Origin of the sequence: Microbispora hainanensis, assembly GCF_036186745.1 — a bacterium.
Classification (GTDB): Bacteria; Actinomycetota; Actinomycetes; order Streptosporangiales; family Streptosporangiaceae; genus Microbispora.
Genome location: NZ_CP108086.1, coordinates 6,584,453 through 6,602,712 on the forward strand (window position 1 = coordinate 6,584,453; position 18,260 = coordinate 6,602,712).

The 18,260-nt window shown below is 72.7% G+C and carries 12 protein-coding genes; 4 read left to right on the top strand and 8 right to left on the bottom strand.

Translation table 11 applies throughout. The features are described from left to right. Nucleotides 1–242: 242 nt before the first annotated feature. Complete coding sequence (locus tag OHB01_RS30445; RefSeq protein WP_142646948.1) at nucleotides 243–890, top strand: hemerythrin domain-containing protein; 648 nt, start codon at nucleotides 243–245, stop codon at nucleotides 888–890. A gap of 155 nt (nucleotides 891–1,045) precedes the next feature. On the opposite strand, the gene OHB01_RS30450 is transcribed toward OHB01_RS30445, so the two are convergent. Further along, on the bottom strand, nucleotides 1,046–1,486 hold the full coding sequence (locus OHB01_RS30450) for a DoxX family protein (protein WP_142646947.1): 441 nt from the start codon (nucleotides 1,484–1,486) through the stop codon (nucleotides 1,046–1,048). 69 nt (nucleotides 1,487–1,555) lie between these two features. Between OHB01_RS30450 and OHB01_RS30455 the strand changes: the two genes are divergently transcribed. Next, nucleotides 1,556–2,167, top strand: a complete 612-nt coding sequence (locus OHB01_RS30455; protein ID WP_142646946.1) for a TetR/AcrR family transcriptional regulator — start codon at nucleotides 1,556–1,558, stop codon at nucleotides 2,165–2,167. Between the two features lie 249 nt (nucleotides 2,168–2,416). Here OHB01_RS30455 and OHB01_RS30460 read toward each other — a convergent pair whose 3' ends face one another. Then, complete coding sequence (locus OHB01_RS30460) at nucleotides 2,417–4,237, bottom strand: MFS transporter (RefSeq protein WP_328854322.1); 1,821 nt, start codon at nucleotides 4,235–4,237, stop codon at nucleotides 2,417–2,419. A 211-nt stretch (nucleotides 4,238–4,448) separates the two neighbouring features. Beyond that, nucleotides 4,449–5,123: a TetR family transcriptional regulator gene (locus OHB01_RS30465; protein WP_147943325.1), complete on the bottom strand. Its 675-nt coding sequence runs from the start codon at nucleotides 5,121–5,123 to the stop codon at nucleotides 4,449–4,451. Nucleotides 5,124–5,279: 156 nt separating this feature from the next. Between OHB01_RS30465 and OHB01_RS30470 the strand changes: the two genes are divergently transcribed. Beyond that, a complete protein-coding gene (locus OHB01_RS30470) occupies nucleotides 5,280–6,788 on the top strand; it encodes a serine/threonine-protein kinase (protein WP_328854323.1) in 1,509 nt (502 codons plus the stop codon). 171 nt (nucleotides 6,789–6,959) lie between these two features. Here OHB01_RS30470 and OHB01_RS30475 read toward each other — a convergent pair whose 3' ends face one another. The 4 genes from OHB01_RS30475 to OHB01_RS30490 form a co-directional block, all read right to left on the bottom strand. Then, nucleotides 6,960–8,807, bottom strand: coding sequence for a WS/DGAT/MGAT family O-acyltransferase (locus OHB01_RS30475; protein WP_222709506.1), 1,848 nt, complete (start codon nucleotides 8,805–8,807; stop codon nucleotides 6,960–6,962). A gap of 88 nt (nucleotides 8,808–8,895) precedes the next feature. Beyond that, nucleotides 8,896–9,861 (bottom strand): peptidylprolyl isomerase, encoded by a 966-nt coding sequence (locus tag OHB01_RS30480; RefSeq protein ID WP_328854324.1) that lies wholly within the window; start codon nucleotides 9,859–9,861, stop codon nucleotides 8,896–8,898. 59 nt (nucleotides 9,862–9,920) lie between these two features. After that, complete coding sequence (locus OHB01_RS30485) at nucleotides 9,921–14,342, bottom strand: NEW3 domain-containing protein (protein ID WP_328854325.1); 4,422 nt, start codon at nucleotides 14,340–14,342, stop codon at nucleotides 9,921–9,923. A gap of 123 nt (nucleotides 14,343–14,465) precedes the next feature. After that, complete coding sequence (locus OHB01_RS30490; protein ID WP_142646942.1) at nucleotides 14,466–15,173, bottom strand: MBL fold metallo-hydrolase; 708 nt, start codon at nucleotides 15,171–15,173, stop codon at nucleotides 14,466–14,468. A 192-nt stretch (nucleotides 15,174–15,365) separates the two neighbouring features. On the opposite strand from OHB01_RS30490, the gene OHB01_RS30495 reads away from it, so the two are divergent. Continuing rightward, the gene (locus OHB01_RS30495; RefSeq protein ID WP_328854326.1) at nucleotides 15,366–17,687 is read left to right on the top strand and encodes a glycoside hydrolase family 3 N-terminal domain-containing protein; all 2,322 of its coding nucleotides are present in this window, start codon (nucleotides 15,366–15,368) and stop codon (nucleotides 17,685–17,687) included. A gap of 111 nt (nucleotides 17,688–17,798) precedes the next feature. On the opposite strand, the gene OHB01_RS30500 is transcribed toward OHB01_RS30495, so the two are convergent. Further along, nucleotides 17,799–18,215 (bottom strand): DUF3592 domain-containing protein, encoded by a 417-nt coding sequence (locus tag OHB01_RS30500; protein ID WP_168065800.1) that lies wholly within the window; start codon nucleotides 18,213–18,215, stop codon nucleotides 17,799–17,801. Nucleotides 18,216–18,260: the final 45 nt, after the last annotated feature.

Below are 18,260 nucleotides of genomic sequence, written 5' to 3' on the forward strand. Positions count from 1 at the left end.
CCCTGCCGTACGACCTATTGAACAATCCGCCGCCGCAGGTGCCGCCGGGTCTGCAGCCGAAGATTGACCGCCTGCTCAGCTGGGGCAAGTGGTCCTGTCTGGTTCTGGACGTCGCCGGAATCCTCATCTGCGCGGGAACGCGGCGCTCGCCGATGGCCGAGGACGCCCCGGCGGCCCGGGCGGGGAGCGGGCCGCAAGTCGGCGTTGAGTGGCGGTGAAGGGGGCGGGGCCATCGTGGGGCCATGACAACACCGACGCAGACCCGGCGCCGACCGGGTGAACCCGCTCCCGACCTCGTCACGTTCCTGGTCTTCCATGCCGGCCTGCGGCGCGAGTTCGGCAGACTGGCCGACGTCCTCGACCGATGCGACCCTCGCGACGAGCGGCGGCGCGCGGTCGTCGACGAGCACCTCGCGCTGCTGCTGCGCGCGCTGCATCACCACCACACCGAGGAGGACGAGGCGATCTGGCCGCTGCTGCGCGGCCTCGTCCCCGAGGCCCGCGCCGTGCTGGACCGGCTGGAGGCCGACCACCAGGAGATGGACGCCGTGATCGGCAGGCTGTCCGGCGGGGGCCGGCCCGCCCGCGAGGTCGCGTCCGACCTGCGCTCGCTCGACCGGCTGCTGAACACCCACCTCGACCTGGAGGAGTCGGAGGTCGTCCCGCTCATCAGGGAGCACGTCAGCGCGGCCTGGTGGGAGGAGTCGGGCAAGAAGGTCTCCAAGAGCCAGGGCCGCGACCTGCCCATGCTCGCCGCCTGGCTGCTCGACGTGGCCACCCCGGCCGACCGCGACCACATCTACGGCTCCGCTCCGGCCATCATGCGGGTCCTCTACCGGCTCTCCTGGCGCCGGGCGTACGAGCGCCGGGTGTCGCAGGTCTACGGATGAGAGGGTGGCGGCCCCCGCGGCGGCGGGGGCCGCGCCCGGAGACCCCGGTTCAGTCGCCGGGGAGGCAGACGGTGCCGGGCAGGGGCAGCGTCAGGTCCGTGAGATACCGCGTGGCGTGCCCGAGGGGGTGCGGTTGGCGTCAGGCGCCGGGCGGTTCACACGGCCGCGGCGACGGCGGCGGCGACGAAGAGCACCTGCAGCGCGGTGCGGGCGGGCAGCGGGGTCACCGGCTTTCCCGCCAGGGTGAGGCCGCGGCGCGCCGCGGAGACGTTGGCCGGAAACATGGCGATCATGAGCAGCGCGAGCCCGATCGCGGCGTACGGCGCGAGCGGCGGCAGCAGCAACCCGGCGGCACCGGCCAGCTCCAGCACCCCGGTGACGGTGACCAGCAGGGCGGGCCGGGGGAACACCGCGGGGATCATGGCGGCGAGGTCGCGCCGCCATGAGGGCAGGAAATGCGGCACGCCGGTGACGACGAACATCAACGCCAGGGCGCCCCGCAGCGCGGGCTGCCAGTCGTCCGGCATGCCGACGCCGGCCCAGCCCAGCAGCCGTAAGACGACGAAGCCCCCGATCAGGGCGGTGAACGGAGCCATCTCCCCTCCAATCTTGTCAGTGGCTAGATTGAAGGAGAGGCCCGGTCTTGTCAATGTCAAGATAGGGTGATGCCGGAAAAGGCGGTCAGCACGGAGGTGAGGGAGATCGACCAGCCGGCCTACCACCACGGCAATCTGCGGCGGGCCGTCATGGACGCCGCTCTCCAGGCCATCGGCGAGTCGGGTCCGGCCGGATGGAGCCTGCGCGAGCTGGCCCGGCGTGCGGGCGTCTCGCACGCCGCGCCCGCGCACCACTTCGGCGACAAGGCGGGGCTGTTGACGGCCGTGGCCGCCGAGGGCTTCGAGTTGTTCGCCGACGCGCTGGAACGCGCGTCCGGGGACGTCTACGCGGTGGGAGTGGCCTACGTACGCTTCGCCATCGACCACAGGCCCTACTTCGAGGTGATGTTCCGCCCCGATCTGTACCGTGCGGACGACCCGGCGATGCGCTCGGCGCGGGAGCGTGCCGCCCATGTGCTCCACACCACGGCCGGCAAGCTGTCACCGAGCCCGGAGCAGAACCGGCTGACCACGATCGCCGCGTGGTCCCTCGCCCACGGTTTCGCCGGCTTGTGGCTCAACGGCTCCCTGCCGGAAAGCGCCCAGGGCGACCCGGAGACCATCGCCCGCGCGCTCCTCGAGTTCGTCTTCGGCCCCCTGGCGACGAGCACCTCGCAGTAGGCGAGACGGCCGGGGCGGGGCTGTGTCCGGTCCCCCGCCCCGGCCGCGTGCGTACTCACAGAGATCCCCTGCGGGCCGGGTCCATCTCGTTCACAGGGATGCGGCCGGGCGTCCGCGGACCGCATCCGAACGCGTACGGCCCCGCGTCCGCCGCCCGGGGCGTTTCGTCTCCCCGGCGCTCGTGACGGGCGCGCGATGGCGGGCCGCTCGGCGACGTGCGCTCGGCTTTTACCGCTCGGTGAGGTGCGGTCATCTTTCCCGGGCGGAGCGCCGGGCGTCGAAATCCTCGTCCGGGACGACGAGCTCGTTGCCGGCCAGGCCGGCCTCGCCGGAGACCGCGGCGAGCTCGGAGCCGAGCGATTCGTGGGCGGCGGCGCTGTGCTTGCGCCCGACCCGGGCGGTCAGCAGCGACGACAGGGCGGCCACCAGGCACGCGGCCACGGCGAACCAGAAGGCGATGACCAGGCCCTGGTGGAAGGGGCCGGCGATGAGGTGCGGGAAGAACTCCTTGCTCGTCAGGTGGGCGCCGCCGTCGGGCAGCCGGTCCAGGATGCCGCCGAGGAGCTGCCGGAGGGGGTTGTATCCGAGGAACGCCGCGAACAGCACGGCGATCGGCGGCAGCTGCGCGATGCCCGCGGCCTGCTCGGCGGGCACGCCCTGGGCCACCAGCTCGTCGTGCATGGTGTGCGGCAGCGACTGCGACAGGCCCGCGATCATCAGGCTGAAGAAGACACCGATGGACAGCACCATCGAGGAGTTCTGGAAGGTCGCGGTCATGCCGGCGCCGACGCCGCGGGACTCCGCCGGGACGGAGTTCATGATCTCCGCCCGGTTGGGCGAGGAGAACAGGCCGGACCCCAGACCGTTGATCAGGATGAGCAGCGCGAAGACGCCGTAGCCGAAGTCCGTCGGCAGGAGCATCAGGGCCACGAAGCTCGCCGCGGTGATCAGGGTGCCCCCGACCGTGAACTTGCGCGGGCCGAACCGGTCCGACAGCCAGCCGGAGACCGGCGCCGACAGCAGGAAGCCCACGGTCAGCGGGATCATGTAGATGCCCGCCCACAGGGGCGTCTCCTCGAAGCTGTAGCCGTGCAGCGGCAGCCAGATGCCCTGCAGCCAGATGATCAGCATGAACTGCAGGCCGCCTCGGCCGAGGGCGGTCAGCAGGCTCGCGACGTTGCCCGCCAGGAAGGCGCGGCTGCGGAACAGCGAGAGGCGGAACAGCGGATCGTCCACCCTGGTCTCGATCCAGGCGAACAGCGCGAGCAGCAGGACGCCTCCGCCGAGCGCGGCGATCACCCAGGGGTTGCCCCAGCCCATCACGCCGGTCCCGTACGGCTGGATGCCGTAGGTGATGCCGACCAGGATGGCGATGAGGCCGACGGCGAAGGTCGCGTTGCCCCACCAGTCCATCCGCGCCCGGCGCCGTACGCCGTTGTCCTTGAGCTTGACGTACGCCCAGATCGTGCCGAAGACGCCGAACGGCACGGACACCAGGAAGATCGCCTTCCAGTCGACCGGGGCGAGGACGCCGCCGATGACCAGGCCGAGGAAGGAGCCCGCGATGCCGGCGATGGAGTTGATGCCGAGCGCGGTGCCGCGCTGGCGTACGGGGAAGGCGTCGGTCAGGATCGCGGTGGAGTTGGCGAACAGCAGTGCGCCGCCGATGCCCTGCACGATCCGCCAGCCGATCAGCCACATCGCCCCGGCGTCGCCGTCCACCCAGGTCAGCGACAGCATGATCGAGCACAGGCTGAAGACCGCGAACCCGAGGTTGTACATGCGGACCCGGCCGAACATGTCGCCCAGGCGGCCGAACATCACCACGAGCACGGCCGTGACGACCATGAAGCCCATCATCATCCACAGCAGGTAGCCCGTGTTGCCGGGGTCGAGCGGGTTCAGGTGGATGCCGCGGAAGACGTCGGGAAGGGCGATCAGCACGATGGACTGGTTGATCGTCACCATCAGGACGCCGAGAGTGGTGTTGGACAGCGCGATCCATTTGTACCGCGAGGACGGCGCCGACTGCGGCGATGCCCCCGCCCGGGACTGGTTCGCTACGGCCACGGAGTGGTTCCCCTCCTCTTGGCCCGCACGGCACGCGGCCGGTTTCCGCGCAGCGCGCCGTACGGGACAGACAGTTAGTTAGCGCAACTAAATTACCCCGACCGGGTGACATCGATGTTTCGCGGGCATGCGTAACGAAGGCTCAGAGGGGGCCTTTAATCGGATTTGACCCTTATATGACCTGGTTACGGGCCTTCGGGAAGAGGCGTCGTCAGGACCGGAGCGCCCCGGCGATCACGTCTGCGAGGCTGTCCACCACCGTCTCGCGGTCGAGCCCGGGGTTCTCCAGCCACCAGTCGCCGATCGCCTGCACCATGCCGACGAACGCGTGGCCGAGCACCCGTGCGCGTACCGGGTCGGCGACGCCCTCCTCCGCCAGCGCCGCGCCCAGCTCCTCGCCGACGCTGCGCACGATGGCGGCCATCTGCGTGCGGGTGCGGCAGTCCTCGGCGCTGGCACGGTGGAACAGGAAGCGGTAGAGGTTGGGGTTGGCCGAGATCGTCTCCAGGTATGCCTCGATGGCGCTCCGGGCACGGGCCCGGGGGTCGGACATCGCCCTGGCGAACTCCGGGCGCAGCAGGTCGATCACGACGCGGGTGTGGCGTTCCGCGAGCGCCTGGTAGAGGCCGCTCTTGTCGCCGAAGTGACGGTAGAGAATCGGCTTGGTGATCCCCGCCTCGGCCGCGATCGCGGCCATCGACGCCTGCGGGCCCTCTCTGCGGATCACCCGGTCGGCCGCGTCGAGCAGGTCCCTGCGCCGCTCCGGGCTCCGGCCGCCTGTCGCGGTGCTGCCTGTCGCGGTGCCGCTCGGCGTGGTCCCTCCCGTCGTGGCGCCTCCCGGTGTGGCGCCTCCCGGTGTGGTGCCTCCCGTCGTGAGCCCCGTCATGAGCACAGCATAGGTGCCGATTCCGCGTCGCCTGGATCAAGTCAGGGCCCTATAGGCGATCACTCCGGTAATGTGCCGGACGCGGGTTTAGGAGCCGGATTCTCCGGTCCGGGATCCGCCGCTGAACGGTTCCGCCGGGTCCTCTGGAGGTGCGGGGTGGGCGAGGCGGGCGGGCCGCTGGTGCCGGGCTACGAGATGCTCGGAATCCTGGGCCAGGGCGGCTTCGGGGTCGTCTACCGGGCCAGGCAGCTCGCGGTGGGCCGCGAGGTCGCCCTCAAGGTCGACAACCGCGTGCTCGTCTCCGACCGCGACCGGCGCAGGTTCATGCGCGAAGTGACGTCCGCCGGCGCCCTGTCGGGTCATCCGCACGTCGCCGACGTCTACGACGCGGGCGTGCTGCCGGACGGACGGCCGTACATGGTGCTGGAGCTGTGCCCGAACGGGTCGCTTGCCGACCGGCTGCGCGACGCGGGCCCGCTCGGCCCCCGCGAGGTGCGCGACATCGGCATCAAGATCGCCGACGCGCTGGCCGCGGCCCACGCCGTGGGCGTTCTCCACCGCGACGTCAAGCCCGCCAACATCCTGGTCAACTCGTACGGCATGGTCGCCCTGTCGGACTTCGGGCTGGCCACGATGCCGGGGCAGGGCGGCGCGGAGGGCGGCGAGGTGTCGGTCACCCGCGAGTCGCTCACGCCCGCCTACGCCCCGCCGGAGGCGTTCGACCTCACCGAGCCCACGGCCTCCGGGGACGTGTACGCGCTCTCGGCCACGCTGTACGCCCTGCTCCAGGGCAGGCCGCCCCGCTTCCCGGACAGCGGCGTGGTGAACATCGCGGCCATCATCGCGCTGCACCGGTTGCCCGTTCCCGACATTCCCGGCGTGCCCGCCGCGCTCACCGCCGTCCTGCGCCACGGCATGGAGACCGATCCGGCCCGGCGCATCCCGACGGCCGCCGCGCTGCGGGACGCGCTCGCCGCCCTGGCTCCGGACGGCTCCGCCTCGGGGGATCACCCGCATCTCGCCGCGTCCGGGAACCCGGGCGGCGGCCCGGGCTGGAGCGCTCCGACCGGGTCCGCCTCGTCTCCCGGACCACACCCCGGGGAGCGGCGACCCGGCGATACCCATGCCCCCTCCGCGCCGGGGCGCTCGATCACCGGCCCTGCCGGAGGCGTTCCCGCGCCCGGTCAGGACCTGCGCCGCGCGGCGACCTCGCCGAACGCGGCCCCGGGCCCGCGGACGGGAGGGCACCGGCCGTCCGAGCTGAGGCCGCTCGACCACCCGCCGCATCACCCGCCGCTCGGTCAAAGTCCGGTCGGCCACGGTCCGGTCGGTCACAGCCCGGTCGGTCACAGCCCGGTCGGTCACGGTCCACTCGGTCAGAGGCCGCCCGAGCACCGGCCTCTTGAGCAACGGCCACCCGGCCACCGGCCGCCGGGGCCCCGGCAAGGGTCCGCTCCCCCGCCTCCGCCGCGCACCGGCATGTCCCGGCAGTCGATCGTGTTCGCCGTGATCGCCGCCGTCTTCGCCCTGCTGCTCACGGCGGGGATCGCGGCGCTGACGCTGGGAGACGGCGGCCCGGAGGTGCAGACCCCGTCCTTCCCCGGTTACACGTCCGGCCTCGGCGCCGCCCACACGGGACCAGGCCGTACGGGCGCCCTCTCCTGACCGCCACCCTCCAGAAGCCCGGCCATGTGTGAGAGGGCATCAGGCCGACCCGGCGGCAGGCGGGCGGCAGCGTCAGGCCGAAACCGTCCTCAAGCGGCGGGCAGCGCGCGACGGCACCAAGTGCACGACCCCATCAGACAAAGGCCGCCGCATCAGGCGGATGGTGGCGTGTCAGGCTGACGGCGGCTCCGGAGGCTTGCGCGTCCGCCTCGGCCTCGGCGCGGCGCCCTGCTCCTGGCGCGGCCCGCCGGTCACCTCCGCACCGCGCGCTCCCGCGCCACTCGTCGCCGCGCCCTTCGCTTCCGCGCCCGCTTTCGCCGTCCTTCGCGGCATCGCGGCCTTCACCTGCTCAGCGGCCTTCGCCTGCTCGGCGGCCTTCCCCGGCTTCACGGCCTTGCTCGGCTCCATGAGCTTGCTCCGCTTCGCGGGTTTTCCCTGCTCCGCCGGCTTGCTCGGTGCTGCGGTCTTTCCCTGCTCGGCGGGCTTGCCGGCCTTGGCAGGCTTGGCCGGCTTCGCGGGCCTTACCTGCTTCGCGGGCTTGCTCGGCTCCGCCGTACCCGGCTCGCGCTGGGCCGCCAGCGTGCCGTACTCGGCGAGCGAGTCGCGCAGGTAGTCGATGAGGTCCCACACGTCGGGCACCATGTCGCGGTCGGTGACGATCCCGAAGCCGAGCTTGCCGTCGTAGGAGAAGACCGTGATGTTGATCCCCCCGCTGACGTCCGTGATCACCGACATCGGGTAGAGCGCGGTGACCCGCGCCCCGCACACGTAGAGCGGCGTCTGGGGCCCAGGCACGTTGGAGATCAGCAGGTTCATGGCGGGAGCCGTACGCGAGGCGATCCGGAAGGCGGACCTGGCCGCCAGCGCGTTGAGCGCGGCCGGCATCGCCTGGCTGAACTCCAGGAGCCAGGCCGCCGGAGCCGCAGCGAGACGTTCCTTCAGCAGACGCATCGACCGGTTCACCGACAGCAGGCGTTCGCCCGGATCGGCCACGTCGGTCGGCAGGGTGGTCATGGTCAGCATGACCTCGTTGGCGATCGTGCCGTTGCCTGCCTGTCCCCGGGTGGAGACCGGGATCCCGGCGACGAGCGGCTGACGGGGCAGCTCGTCGCGCTTGGCCAGCCAGCGCCGCATCGCCGTGGCGCACATCGCCATGACGACGTCGTTCACCGTGACGCCGAAGGCGTTCTTGATCCGCTTGACCTCGTCGAGGGGCAACTGCCCGAAGGCGAACCGGCGATGCCGCGAGATCGGCCCGGAGAACGGCGTGCGCGGCACCACCATGCGGGGCAGCTCGGGCAGGGGCTCGGCGTCCCCGCCGCCGATGCGCCGGACGAACCGCGAGAGCAGCCCCACCCCCGGAAGCTGCGCCACGAACGGCACCTCGTCAAGCCTCGGCATCGCCTCGGCGACGAAACGCAGCAGGGCGAACGGGTTGTCGATCACCCGCCCGATGCCCCTGATCACCATTTCCATCGCGTCGGGGGCAGGCTCCGGCTCGGCCACGGTCTCCGGGCCGGGTACGGCGGACGGCTCGGGCTCGAAGTCCATCACGGCGGCCAGCACCTCGGCCCCGGTGACCCCGTCGACGGCGGCGTGGTGGACCTTCGTGTAGATCGCCACCCGGCCCCCGGCCAGGCCGTGGATCAGGTAGATCTCCCACAACGGCCGTCCCCGGTCGAGCCGCGACCCGTGCAGCCGGGCGACCTGCTCGGCGAGCTTGTGGTCGTCGCCCGGAGGAGGCAGGGCGAGCTCCCGCACGTGGTAGTCGAAGTCGACCTCGCTGTCCTCCGCCCAGTAGGGGTGGTCGAGCCCGAAGGGCACCTCGACCAGCCGTCTGCGCAGCGGCGGCGCGAGATGGAGCCGGCGCTTGAGCAGCCCCACCAGGTCCTCGCGGGTCAGCGCGCCGCCGGGCCTGCCTGAGGGGTCGAGAATCGTGAGCGCCGCGATGTGCGCGAGGTTGGTGCCCGTCTCGAAGTTGAGGAACTGCGCGTCGAAGGCGCTGACTTGCTGTGCCATGCCTACTCACCTGCCCCGAAACGCCGGGGTCGGACCGCCGGGAAAGCGGGTGTCTCCCATGGTCAGTTCCGGTGGTCAGTTCCGGTGGTCAGTGCCGGTGGTCGGCGTCGGGCTGGGCGGGGTCGGCCGGATGCTCGTGCCCCGGTGTGAGCACGACCGAGTCAGCGTGGCGTGCGTCGAGCCACCGGGCGAAGGCCCGCTCCCCGCTCTCCTGCGCCAGCTCCGCGCGGATCCGCTCCCGCACGGCCGCGTACGGCTCCCGCCGCGCCGCCTCGATCCGCTCGACCACCAGAGTCCAGGGGCCGCCGGGGCCCTCCACGGGCCCGACCGTCTCACCGTGGCGGGCGGCGAAGACCGCGTCCTCGATCGGCCCGGTGATCTCCCCGCGCCGGACCGGCCCGAACGGACGGACCCAGCGCGTCTCGGGAGTCGTGAAACGGTCGAGGTTGCGCCGGTAGTAGTCGCGCACCTCGTCCTCGGCCGGTTCGTGGCCCTCGGCGAGCACCCGGCACACCGCGCGCGCCGCCGGTGACACGGCCAGCACCGCCGCCGCGACTCCTCCGGTGCGCAGCGCGCCCGCGAGCGTCAGCACGGCCTCGGGCGCGACGGCGGTCCCGCCCGACGACGGGCCCGGTGGGCAGAGCCCCGGCGCCGGGAGAGGCCTCGGCGTTGGGAGGGGGTTCTCCGGGCCGACGTGGTCTGGCACCAGGCCAAGGCGGGCCGCCTCCTGCTCGCACAGCGCCTCGGCCACCATGACCTGCACCAACCAGCGGCGCAGGTTGCGGCCCTCGGCGGTCTCCGGGCGCGGCAGCCGGGACGCGAGCGGGCCGCCGCGCACCAGGCGCAGCCGCCGGTCCACCTCGGCGACCGTGATCACCCGGTCCCCCGCCGTCGCCGCGACCGCGCCGTCCATCGCGAGAACGCCGTCCGGTGAGAGGACGCCCACGGTCACGCGCGCCGCTCCCGGCGTCTCCGCGACGTGGCCGTCCACCGGCCGGCCCCGGGCGGAACCGGCCACCACGCCGCCGGCCAGGGAAGCGTCCAGGTTGTTCACCGGCGAACGTCGGGTGGAACCGATCGCCGCGCCGCCGGTCAAAGGAGCGTCCGGGCCAGTCACGGCTCGACCTCGACCTCGATGGTGTCGGTGTAGTGCAGCCACCCGGCGCAGGCGACCTTCACCAGCGCCCACCAGCGGCCCGGGCGAGCGCCGGGCGGCACGCGTACCGGGAAGCACACCTCCGCCTCGCCCTCGGGCGGCACGACGGCCCCGCCGTTCCACTCGGGGAACATCTCGAACGTCTGCCACGGGCTGACGAGCTGTGCCTGTGCGGCCACCGGCGAGCGTGCTTCCGACCGCAGCCGCACCACGACCTCGGCCCGGTCTCCGGGCCGCAGCCGCAGATGCGGCGGGTGGCCGAGGCCCTCCAGGGACACCTCCAGCCCCGGTGACCGCCGCCCGCCCTCCCCCGGCCTGACCACGTGCAGCCGGGTCACGTCCTCGTACGCCTGGCCTCCGAACTCGATGCGCGCGGCGAGCACGTGGAGACCGATCTCGGCGTCGGCGGGCGGCGTGAGCCGGACCGGCACGGTGGCGTGCCCTCCGGGAGGCAGCACGTACGGCCGGACGGCGGGCGTCACCGACCAGCCGTCGGGGGCGGTGAGCGTGACCACGCCCTCCGCCCGGTCCTCCGTGAGGCCGGAGGCGATGGTCAGGGTCAGGTCCACCGACCCCGAGACGTCCAGGTCGGACGGGGACAGATGCACGGCGACCGGCAGGTCGCCCATCGGCGCGGGCCCGGTGTTGTTCAGCCAGTAACGCGTGTGGACCGGCTGGTGCGGCTCGATCTCCGGCACCACGGGCGCGTTCCCCCAGGCCGCCAACCGGCCACCGGCACTCCTGCCAGGACCGCTCGCCTCAGAGCCACCGGCCCGCAGCCCCGCCACATCCGCCGTCGCGACGCCCGCCTTAGGACCGTTCACCCTGGGACCGGTCGCCCGATCCCCTGCCACGTCCCCGGACGGCACGGGACGGAGCGGAGCGACGAGCGTGACGATCTCCATGCCGTCGAGCGTGCCGGGGGCGTCACCGGTGACGTTCTCCAGGAGATCTGCCCGCCGCCACGGCGCCGTTCCCCCGGAACCCGTGTCCAGGGGCAGCGTCGTGGCGATCGACAGCGGGACGGTGCGGCCACCGGCCTCGCACACGCGGGCGGTCAGCGCGGTCACCGGGCCGGGCGTACGGCCGGACGCGATCGGGTTGCCCGCCGCCTTGAGCGCGGTGAGGACCAGGCCGGGCCCGGTCTCCAGGAACGACCGCGACTCGCCCGCCGGCCCGTCCCGGCCCACGGTCGCCGCCAGCGGGTGGTTGACGTCGTGGCCGAGCCGTACGAGATCGGCCGCGCGCCAGTCGCCCGGCCCGGCCACCAGGGAGCACTCGAACGCGTGGGGCCAGTGCTGGAGCTGGAAGCCGGAGCCGTCGGGAGCGGTGCGGCGCGGCGGGTCGATCCACACGCCGGACGGCCAGCCGGTGCACGACCGCATAAGTGACACGTGCATCGCCCCCGAGGGATCGATGGCGAAACCCGGGAGGCCCCGGTTGATCAGCCCGATCGTGAAGTCGTCGAGTGAGGCGTCGGCCGGCTCGGCGTCCGTCACCACCTCCACGGCCGCGTCGGCGAGGTCCTCGATCAGCTCCCCCACCGCGCCCTCGCCGCAGACCACGAGCACCGGAAGGTCACGGAGGCCGGTGAGGTCCGCGCCCGGCACCCAGACCTTCTCCAGCGGCTCGTCGGCGGGCACCCACAGGCGGGCCCGTCCCTCGGCGGCGAGACGGGCGCGCAGCTCCGCCGCCTCCGTGTCGTCCAGCAGCGCCGCGACGAACGGGTTCTCGTCGGGCGTGCCGACCGCGATGCGTACGTCGGGCAGGTTGGAGTCCACGGCCAGGTTGCCGTACCGGGTGCCGGGCCCGGTGGAGCACGTCGAGGTCACGCCCTGCCGTACGAGGGCGACGGCGAGGTCTCTCAGGTCGGCGGCGTCGGCGTCGCGCGGCGCGATGATCTCGGCGACGCCGACGGCCCGCGCGCCGAGGGGCCGCCCGGCGGGCGAGCGCAGCACGACGCGGGCGGTGGACGACAGCGCGAACCAGTTGTGCGCGGGGTTGTCCAGCGTCCACGGGTGCTCCGCGGAGTCCACGTCGATGAGGCCGAAGCCGCGGCCGACGACGGCGCCCGCAACCTCGCTGACCGGCAGCGCCCCCGGCGCCCGCACCGGCCAGCGCAGCCGCAGCAGCACGTCGGAGCCGTGGAACTCGTCCACGTGGGTGGTGAGGTCCACCCGCGGCAGCCCGTCCCAGAGCGTGATCTCCTGCGTGTAGGCCACCGGGCCGACCTTGCCGGTGACGACGATCCGACGGCCCGCCGGGCACTCGGCGACGTGGACCTCCGCAGGGGCGGCGGCCGAGCCCGTCACCCCGCCGCTCGGCACCAGGTGCCAGGGGCCCTCGCCGAAGCGGGGGTGCGCCGGGTGCTCGTCGTAGACGAGCAGTTCGTTGCCCACCCGGTCCTGCTGCAGCAGCTCGCGGCCCTCGACCATCAGGCTCGTCACCGTCCCGCCGCGCTCGGGGTCGGCCTCCACCGCGTGGGTGGCGTTCGCGATCCGGGTCCCCTCGCGTACGGCCCAGCCGATCCGCGCGGGCTCGCGGGTGGGCACCAGCCGGAACGTGCGATATCCGAGCGCGGGCACGTCGTCGGCGACGAAGACCGCGTCCACGGCCGCGAGGCTGCCGTCGAGGTGCCGCTCGGGGTGCTCCAGCAGCACTCCCCGCGTGGGCGGGTCGAGCGCGACGCCGTACGAGCCGGGCTCGGGCAGCGTCAGCCGCACGCGGACGAGGTCGGTCCTGGGCCAGGAGGAGGGGTTCCAGACGGCGACGCCGGTCAGCCCCTCGCCGAGGCGGCGCAGCGACGCGTCGAGCACCTTCCCGCCCAGGTCGTACGCCTCCCGCCAGCCCGTCATCAGATGCAGATAGACCTGGTCGGACTCCGAGCCGGTGATGCCGTCGTGGTGCGCGCCGTACGCGATCTGCCGCCAGGCCTTGTCGAGCGCGGCATGCGGGTAGGGCGCGCCGAGGGTCGCGGTGGCGATCGCGGCGAACTTCTCGGCGTCGGCGAGCCGCGTCTCGGCGTGCCGCTGCGCCTGCTTGGTGTCGATGTACGACACGTCCTTGCCGGTGTAGATCGGGTTCATGTCCCGCGTCTGCGGCGTCAGGCGGACGCCCTCGGCCCGTACGGCGGCGAAGAACTCCCTGGGCAGGCCGCAGACGAACCGGGGCGAGACGTAGCGCCGGTTCCAGTCACGCTGGATCTCCATGACCCATTTGTTGGGCGGGGTGTAGTCGGTGCCGACGGGCAGCAGCACGTTGCGGGTGGCGGCGACCTTCTTGAGCAGCGTGAACAGCTCGTAGACCGCGGCCTCGGCCTGCTCCAGGGCCGGCGCGGAGTCCATCCACCATCCGGCGCTGTAGTGGGCCGGCATGTAGTGCGTGGTGACCCCGCGTCCCGACGGCGACACCCACTCGAACTCCGAGGGGAACTGCATCACCGAGGGGTCGCCCCAGCCGCCGCCGACGAGCATCGGGCCCCACTGGTGGTAGGGCCCGCGCGCCCACGAGCTGGAGGTCAGGCCCGCCTCGGCGGCCAGCCCGGGAAACTGCGGGTCGTGCCCGAACGCGTCGAGCTGCCAGGCCGTCGCCGGGTCGCCGCCGAGCACGTCGCGCTGGAAGCCGATGCCATGGACGAGGTTGCGGATCGTCGCCTCGGGCCCGGTCAGGTTGGTGTTCGGCTCGTTGTACGTGCCGCCCATGATCTCCACCCGGCCCTCCGCGAGCAGGCGGCGCAGATAGGCCCGGTCTTCGGGGTGGGCGTTCCAGTAGGGCTTGAGGTAGTCGACCTCCGCGAGCACGAACGTGTAGCCGGGCTCCCTCCTGGCGGTGTCCAGGTGGAGCCGTACGAGATCGAACCCCGCGTGCTGGAACTCCTGCCGGTTCGCCTGCGCCGCGCCGCCCGCGTGGTCCCAGGTGGCGGTGTAGGCGGCCTGGGTGTTCCACCAGACCGGGTCGTAGTGGAAGTGGGGGATCATCCAGACCGTCCACCCGGGCTCGGCGACGAGCAGCTCCCCCTCGGCCGTGCACCTTTCCCGCCCCGCGCCGGCCCGTACGGTGATCGGGACGCGCGCGCCCGGAACCGCTGCGGGCGCGGTGACCCGCACCGGCACCTCCACGACCGTGTCCGGGGGACGCCCGTCCGGGGCGCGTCCGTCCGGGGCGCGTCCGTCCGGGGCGCGTCCGTCCGGGGCGCGTCCGTCCGGGGCGCGTCCGTCGACTGTGCGCTCGCCGCGCACCCCGGGGCCGGTGACCTCCACCACCAGGGGCACGCCGTCCGGCACCTCGCCGAGGACGACCCGGACCACCTGGCACGGGACGTCATCTCCGGTGGCCGGGTGGACGAACAGTTCGGTGGACTCGACGGCGGTGACGCGCATGCGCACCCCTAACTGCGGCCGACCGCGGCGGCCGCGTGGGGGGACAGGTGACGGTCGAGACATCCCCCGCCCGCGCCGCCCTCACGCCTGTGATCTTCCGCGCGGAGGGGCGGCCGTACGGCGTCAGCCGGTGAGGCGGGCCGCGGTGTCCGCGATGAGCCGGGACGCGCCCTTGGTGACGGGCTCGCCGTGGCCGAAGCAGGCGATCTCGACGTCGAGGGCCGCCTGCCGTACGAGCGAGGCGACGGCGGCGGGCGGGTCGGCGTTGAACACACCGAGGATGACCTGGCCGTCGGGGGCGCGGGCGATGGTGTCGCCGGTGAACAGCACTCCCTGCTCCGGCAGGTGCAGCGCGAGGCTGCCCGGAGTGTGACCGGGCACGGCGAGCACGCGCGCGCCACCGCCGAAGCCGAGCGTGTCGCCGTCGTCCAGTTCGCGGTCGACGCGCACGGGCGGCGCGGGCACGTGCGGCATGTCCGCGTGCACGTGGTCCCACAACTCCTGCTCCCAGCCGGACAGGATCGGCGCGGGTCCGGCCGCCTCGCCCCGGACGAACGGCGCGTCGTCGCGGTGGGCGCACACGGTGACGTCGCCCCAGGCGGCGATGTCGGCCGCCGAGCCGGTGTGGTCCTCGTGGAAGTGCGTCAGCACCAGGCGCCGTACGTCGGACGGCGCGTGCCCGAGCGTACGGACGGCGTCCGCGATGAGCGGCGCGGAGCCGGGAACCCCGGAGTCGATCAGGGTCAGCCCGTCGGGGTCGCGCCACAGGTAGACGTGCCCCACGGGAAACCGCAGGAAGTACAGGCTGGGGAGCAGTTCGACCAGATCCATGGGACGACGCTACGGCCGCCCCGCGGACCACCGGCGCGATCTTCGCCGGCAGCGGATCCGCTGAAGGCGCAAGCCCGGCGTGGAACGTGAAACTTTCCTCGCCCGCGGCTGGTGGCGAGTGTCCGGAAGTCACGTCGATTGACCCGAATTCCCGGCGATTCCTACCGTCAGCGGGACCACAAGGAGGACGTGATGACATCCCGGCTGACACCCGTCTGGATTCCCGCGCTCGTGGCGCTGCTCGCCGTGGCGCTCGGCGCCGTCTTCGTCGGCGGTCGCGAGGCCGCGCGGGCGGCGAACGCCCCCTACCAGGATCCGAGCCTTCCGGTGGCGACGCGGGTGGACGACCTGCTGTCGCGGATGTCGCTCGACGACAAGGTCGGGCAGATGACCCAGGCCGACCGGTCGGCCCTGACGACGATCTCCGACGTGGCGGCGTACCGGCTGGGCTCGATCCTGTCCGGCGGCGGCTCGGCTCCCTCCTCGAACACCCCGTCGTCGTGGGCCGACATGTACGACAACTTCCAGCGGCAGGCGCTGTCGACCCCGCTCGGCATTCCGATGATCTACGGCATCGACGCCGTGCACGGGCACAACAACGTGGCCGGCGCGACGATCTTCCCGCACAACATCGGGCTCGGCGCGACCCGCGACCCCGGCCTGGTGGAGCGGATCGGGCGGGCGACGGCCGAGGAGGTGTCCGGCACCGGCATCGACTGGACCTTCGCGCCCTGCCTGTGCGTGGCCCGCAACGACCGCTGGGGCCGTACGTACGAGTCCTTCAGCGAGGACCCGCAGCTCGTCACGCAGATGACGACGATCGTGGACGGCTTCCAGAACGCCGGGAACGCCTCCATCCTCGCCACCGCCAAGCACTACGTGGGCGACGGCGGCACCACGGGCGGCCGGGACCAGGGCAACACCGAGCTGAGCGAGGCCGACCTGCGGGCCATCCACCTGCCGCCGTTCAAGGCCGCCGTGGAGCGCGGGGTGGGCTCGGTGATGGTGTCCTACAGCTCCTGGAACGGCGTGCGGATGCACGGCAACAGATACCTGATCACCGACGTGCTGAAGGGCGAGCTGGGCTTCACGGGCTTCGTGGTCTCCGACTGGGCGGGCATCGACCAGCTCGACGGGCAGTCCGGCTTCACCGCGAACGAGATCACCACGGCGGTCAACGCGGGCATCGACATGGTGATGGTGCCGACCGACTACAAGAGGTTCATCTCCCTGCTGAGGCAGGAGGTGCAGGCGGGCCGGATCCCGATGTCGCGGATCGACGACGCCAACCGCCGCATCCTGACCAAGAAGTTCGAGCTCGGGCTGTTCGAGAAGCCGCTGACCGACCGCTCCTACACCTCCACGATCGGCAGCTCGGCGCACCGCGCCCTGGCCCGCGAGGCCGTACGCGAGTCGCTGGTGCTGCTCAAGAACGCGGGCAACGTGCTGCCGCTGAGCAAGAGCGGCGGCAAGATCTTCGTGGCGGGCAAGAGCGCCGACGACATCGGCAACCAGAGCGGCGGCTGGACGATCAGCTGGCAGGGCTCGTCAGGCAACATCACCACCGGCACCACGATCCTGCAGGGCATCCGCGACGCCGTCGGCTCCGGCACCCAGATCACCTACAACCGCGACGGCAGCGGCATCGACTCCTCCTACCGCGCGGCGATCGCCGTCGTCGGCGAGACGCCGTACGCCGAGGGCCAGGGCGACCGCACGGGCTCGATGGGCCTGGACTCGACCGATCTGGCCACGCTGCAGCGGCTCAAGGCGTCCGGCGTGCCGCTGGTCGTGGTGCTCGTGTCCGGGCGGCCGATGGACATCGCCGGCCAGCTCGACCAGTGGAACGCCCTGGTCGCGGCCTGGCTGCCGGGCACCGAGGGACGTGGCGTGGCCGACGTGCTGTTCGGCGACTACGCCCCGACCGGGAAGCTGCCGATGACGTGGCCGCGCAGCGCCGACCAGGAGCCGATCAACGTCGGTGACGGCAAGCAGGGGCTGTTCGAGTATGGCTTCGGGCTGACCTACACGGGCGCCAGCCCGTCGCCGTCTCCCTCCCCGTCGCCTTCCCCCTCACCTTCGCCGTCTCCGTCGCCGTCTCCGTCGCCGTCCCCGTCCCCGTCCCAGTCCCCGTCCCCGTCCCCGTCACGGTCGCCCAGCCCGTCGCCCAGCGCCAGCCCGTCGGCATCGGCGGGCGGCTGCGTGGTGACGTACAAGCCGAACGACTGGGGCAGCGGGTTCACCGCGGACGTGACGATCACCAACAGGTCGTCGAGCCCGGTCAACGGCTGGCGGCTCCAGTGGACGTACGCCGGCAACCAGAGGATCACCAACTCCTGGAACTCGACGATCACGCAGTCGGGCCAGCAGGTCACCGCGACGAACGCCGACTGGAACGGAACCATCGGCGCGAACGGCGGCACGGCGAACTTCGGCTTCCAGGGGACCTACAGCGGCTCCAACCCCGCCCCCGCCGCCTTCACCCTGAACGGGACGGCCTGCGCGACCGGATGATCCACGCGCCGCGGGGGGCGGGGACCGAGCCTGCGGGCTCGTAGCGCGCCGGTTCAGAGCGTCCGTGCTCGAAAGCGTCCGTGCTCGAAGCGCTGACTCAGATCGTCTGGCTCAGATCGTCTGGGTCAGCGCAACCCCCGCCCCCGCGGTGAACAACACGATGCCCACCGCGAGGAAGATGCCGCCGAGGAGCATGCCGTTCCCCGCCGCGCTGTCGATGCGGATCCGCGTCGGCCTGGCCGGGTCGTACAGCACCGTGACCTCCTGGCCCGGCCGCGCGGGCGGCGGGTTGCTCCCGAAGGAGGTCTCGGCCTCGACCTGCTGGCCGTAGATCGTCGTGAACCGGATGGCCGGGTAGTAGACGGTGCCGTCGGTGGCCCTGCTCGCCCGCAGCCCGACGACCAGGCCGCTGGCGCGCTGCGCCCGGCGGCGGAACTCCCGCGCGTTCCTGGTGATGGCGCCGCCGATGAGGCCGAAGACGAGCCCGAGGCCCGCGAGGATCAATGTGGTGAGAGCGGTTTGTGACACGATCGGACCTTAGGGCCCGGCGCTTGCGATCCGCTTGCATCGTTC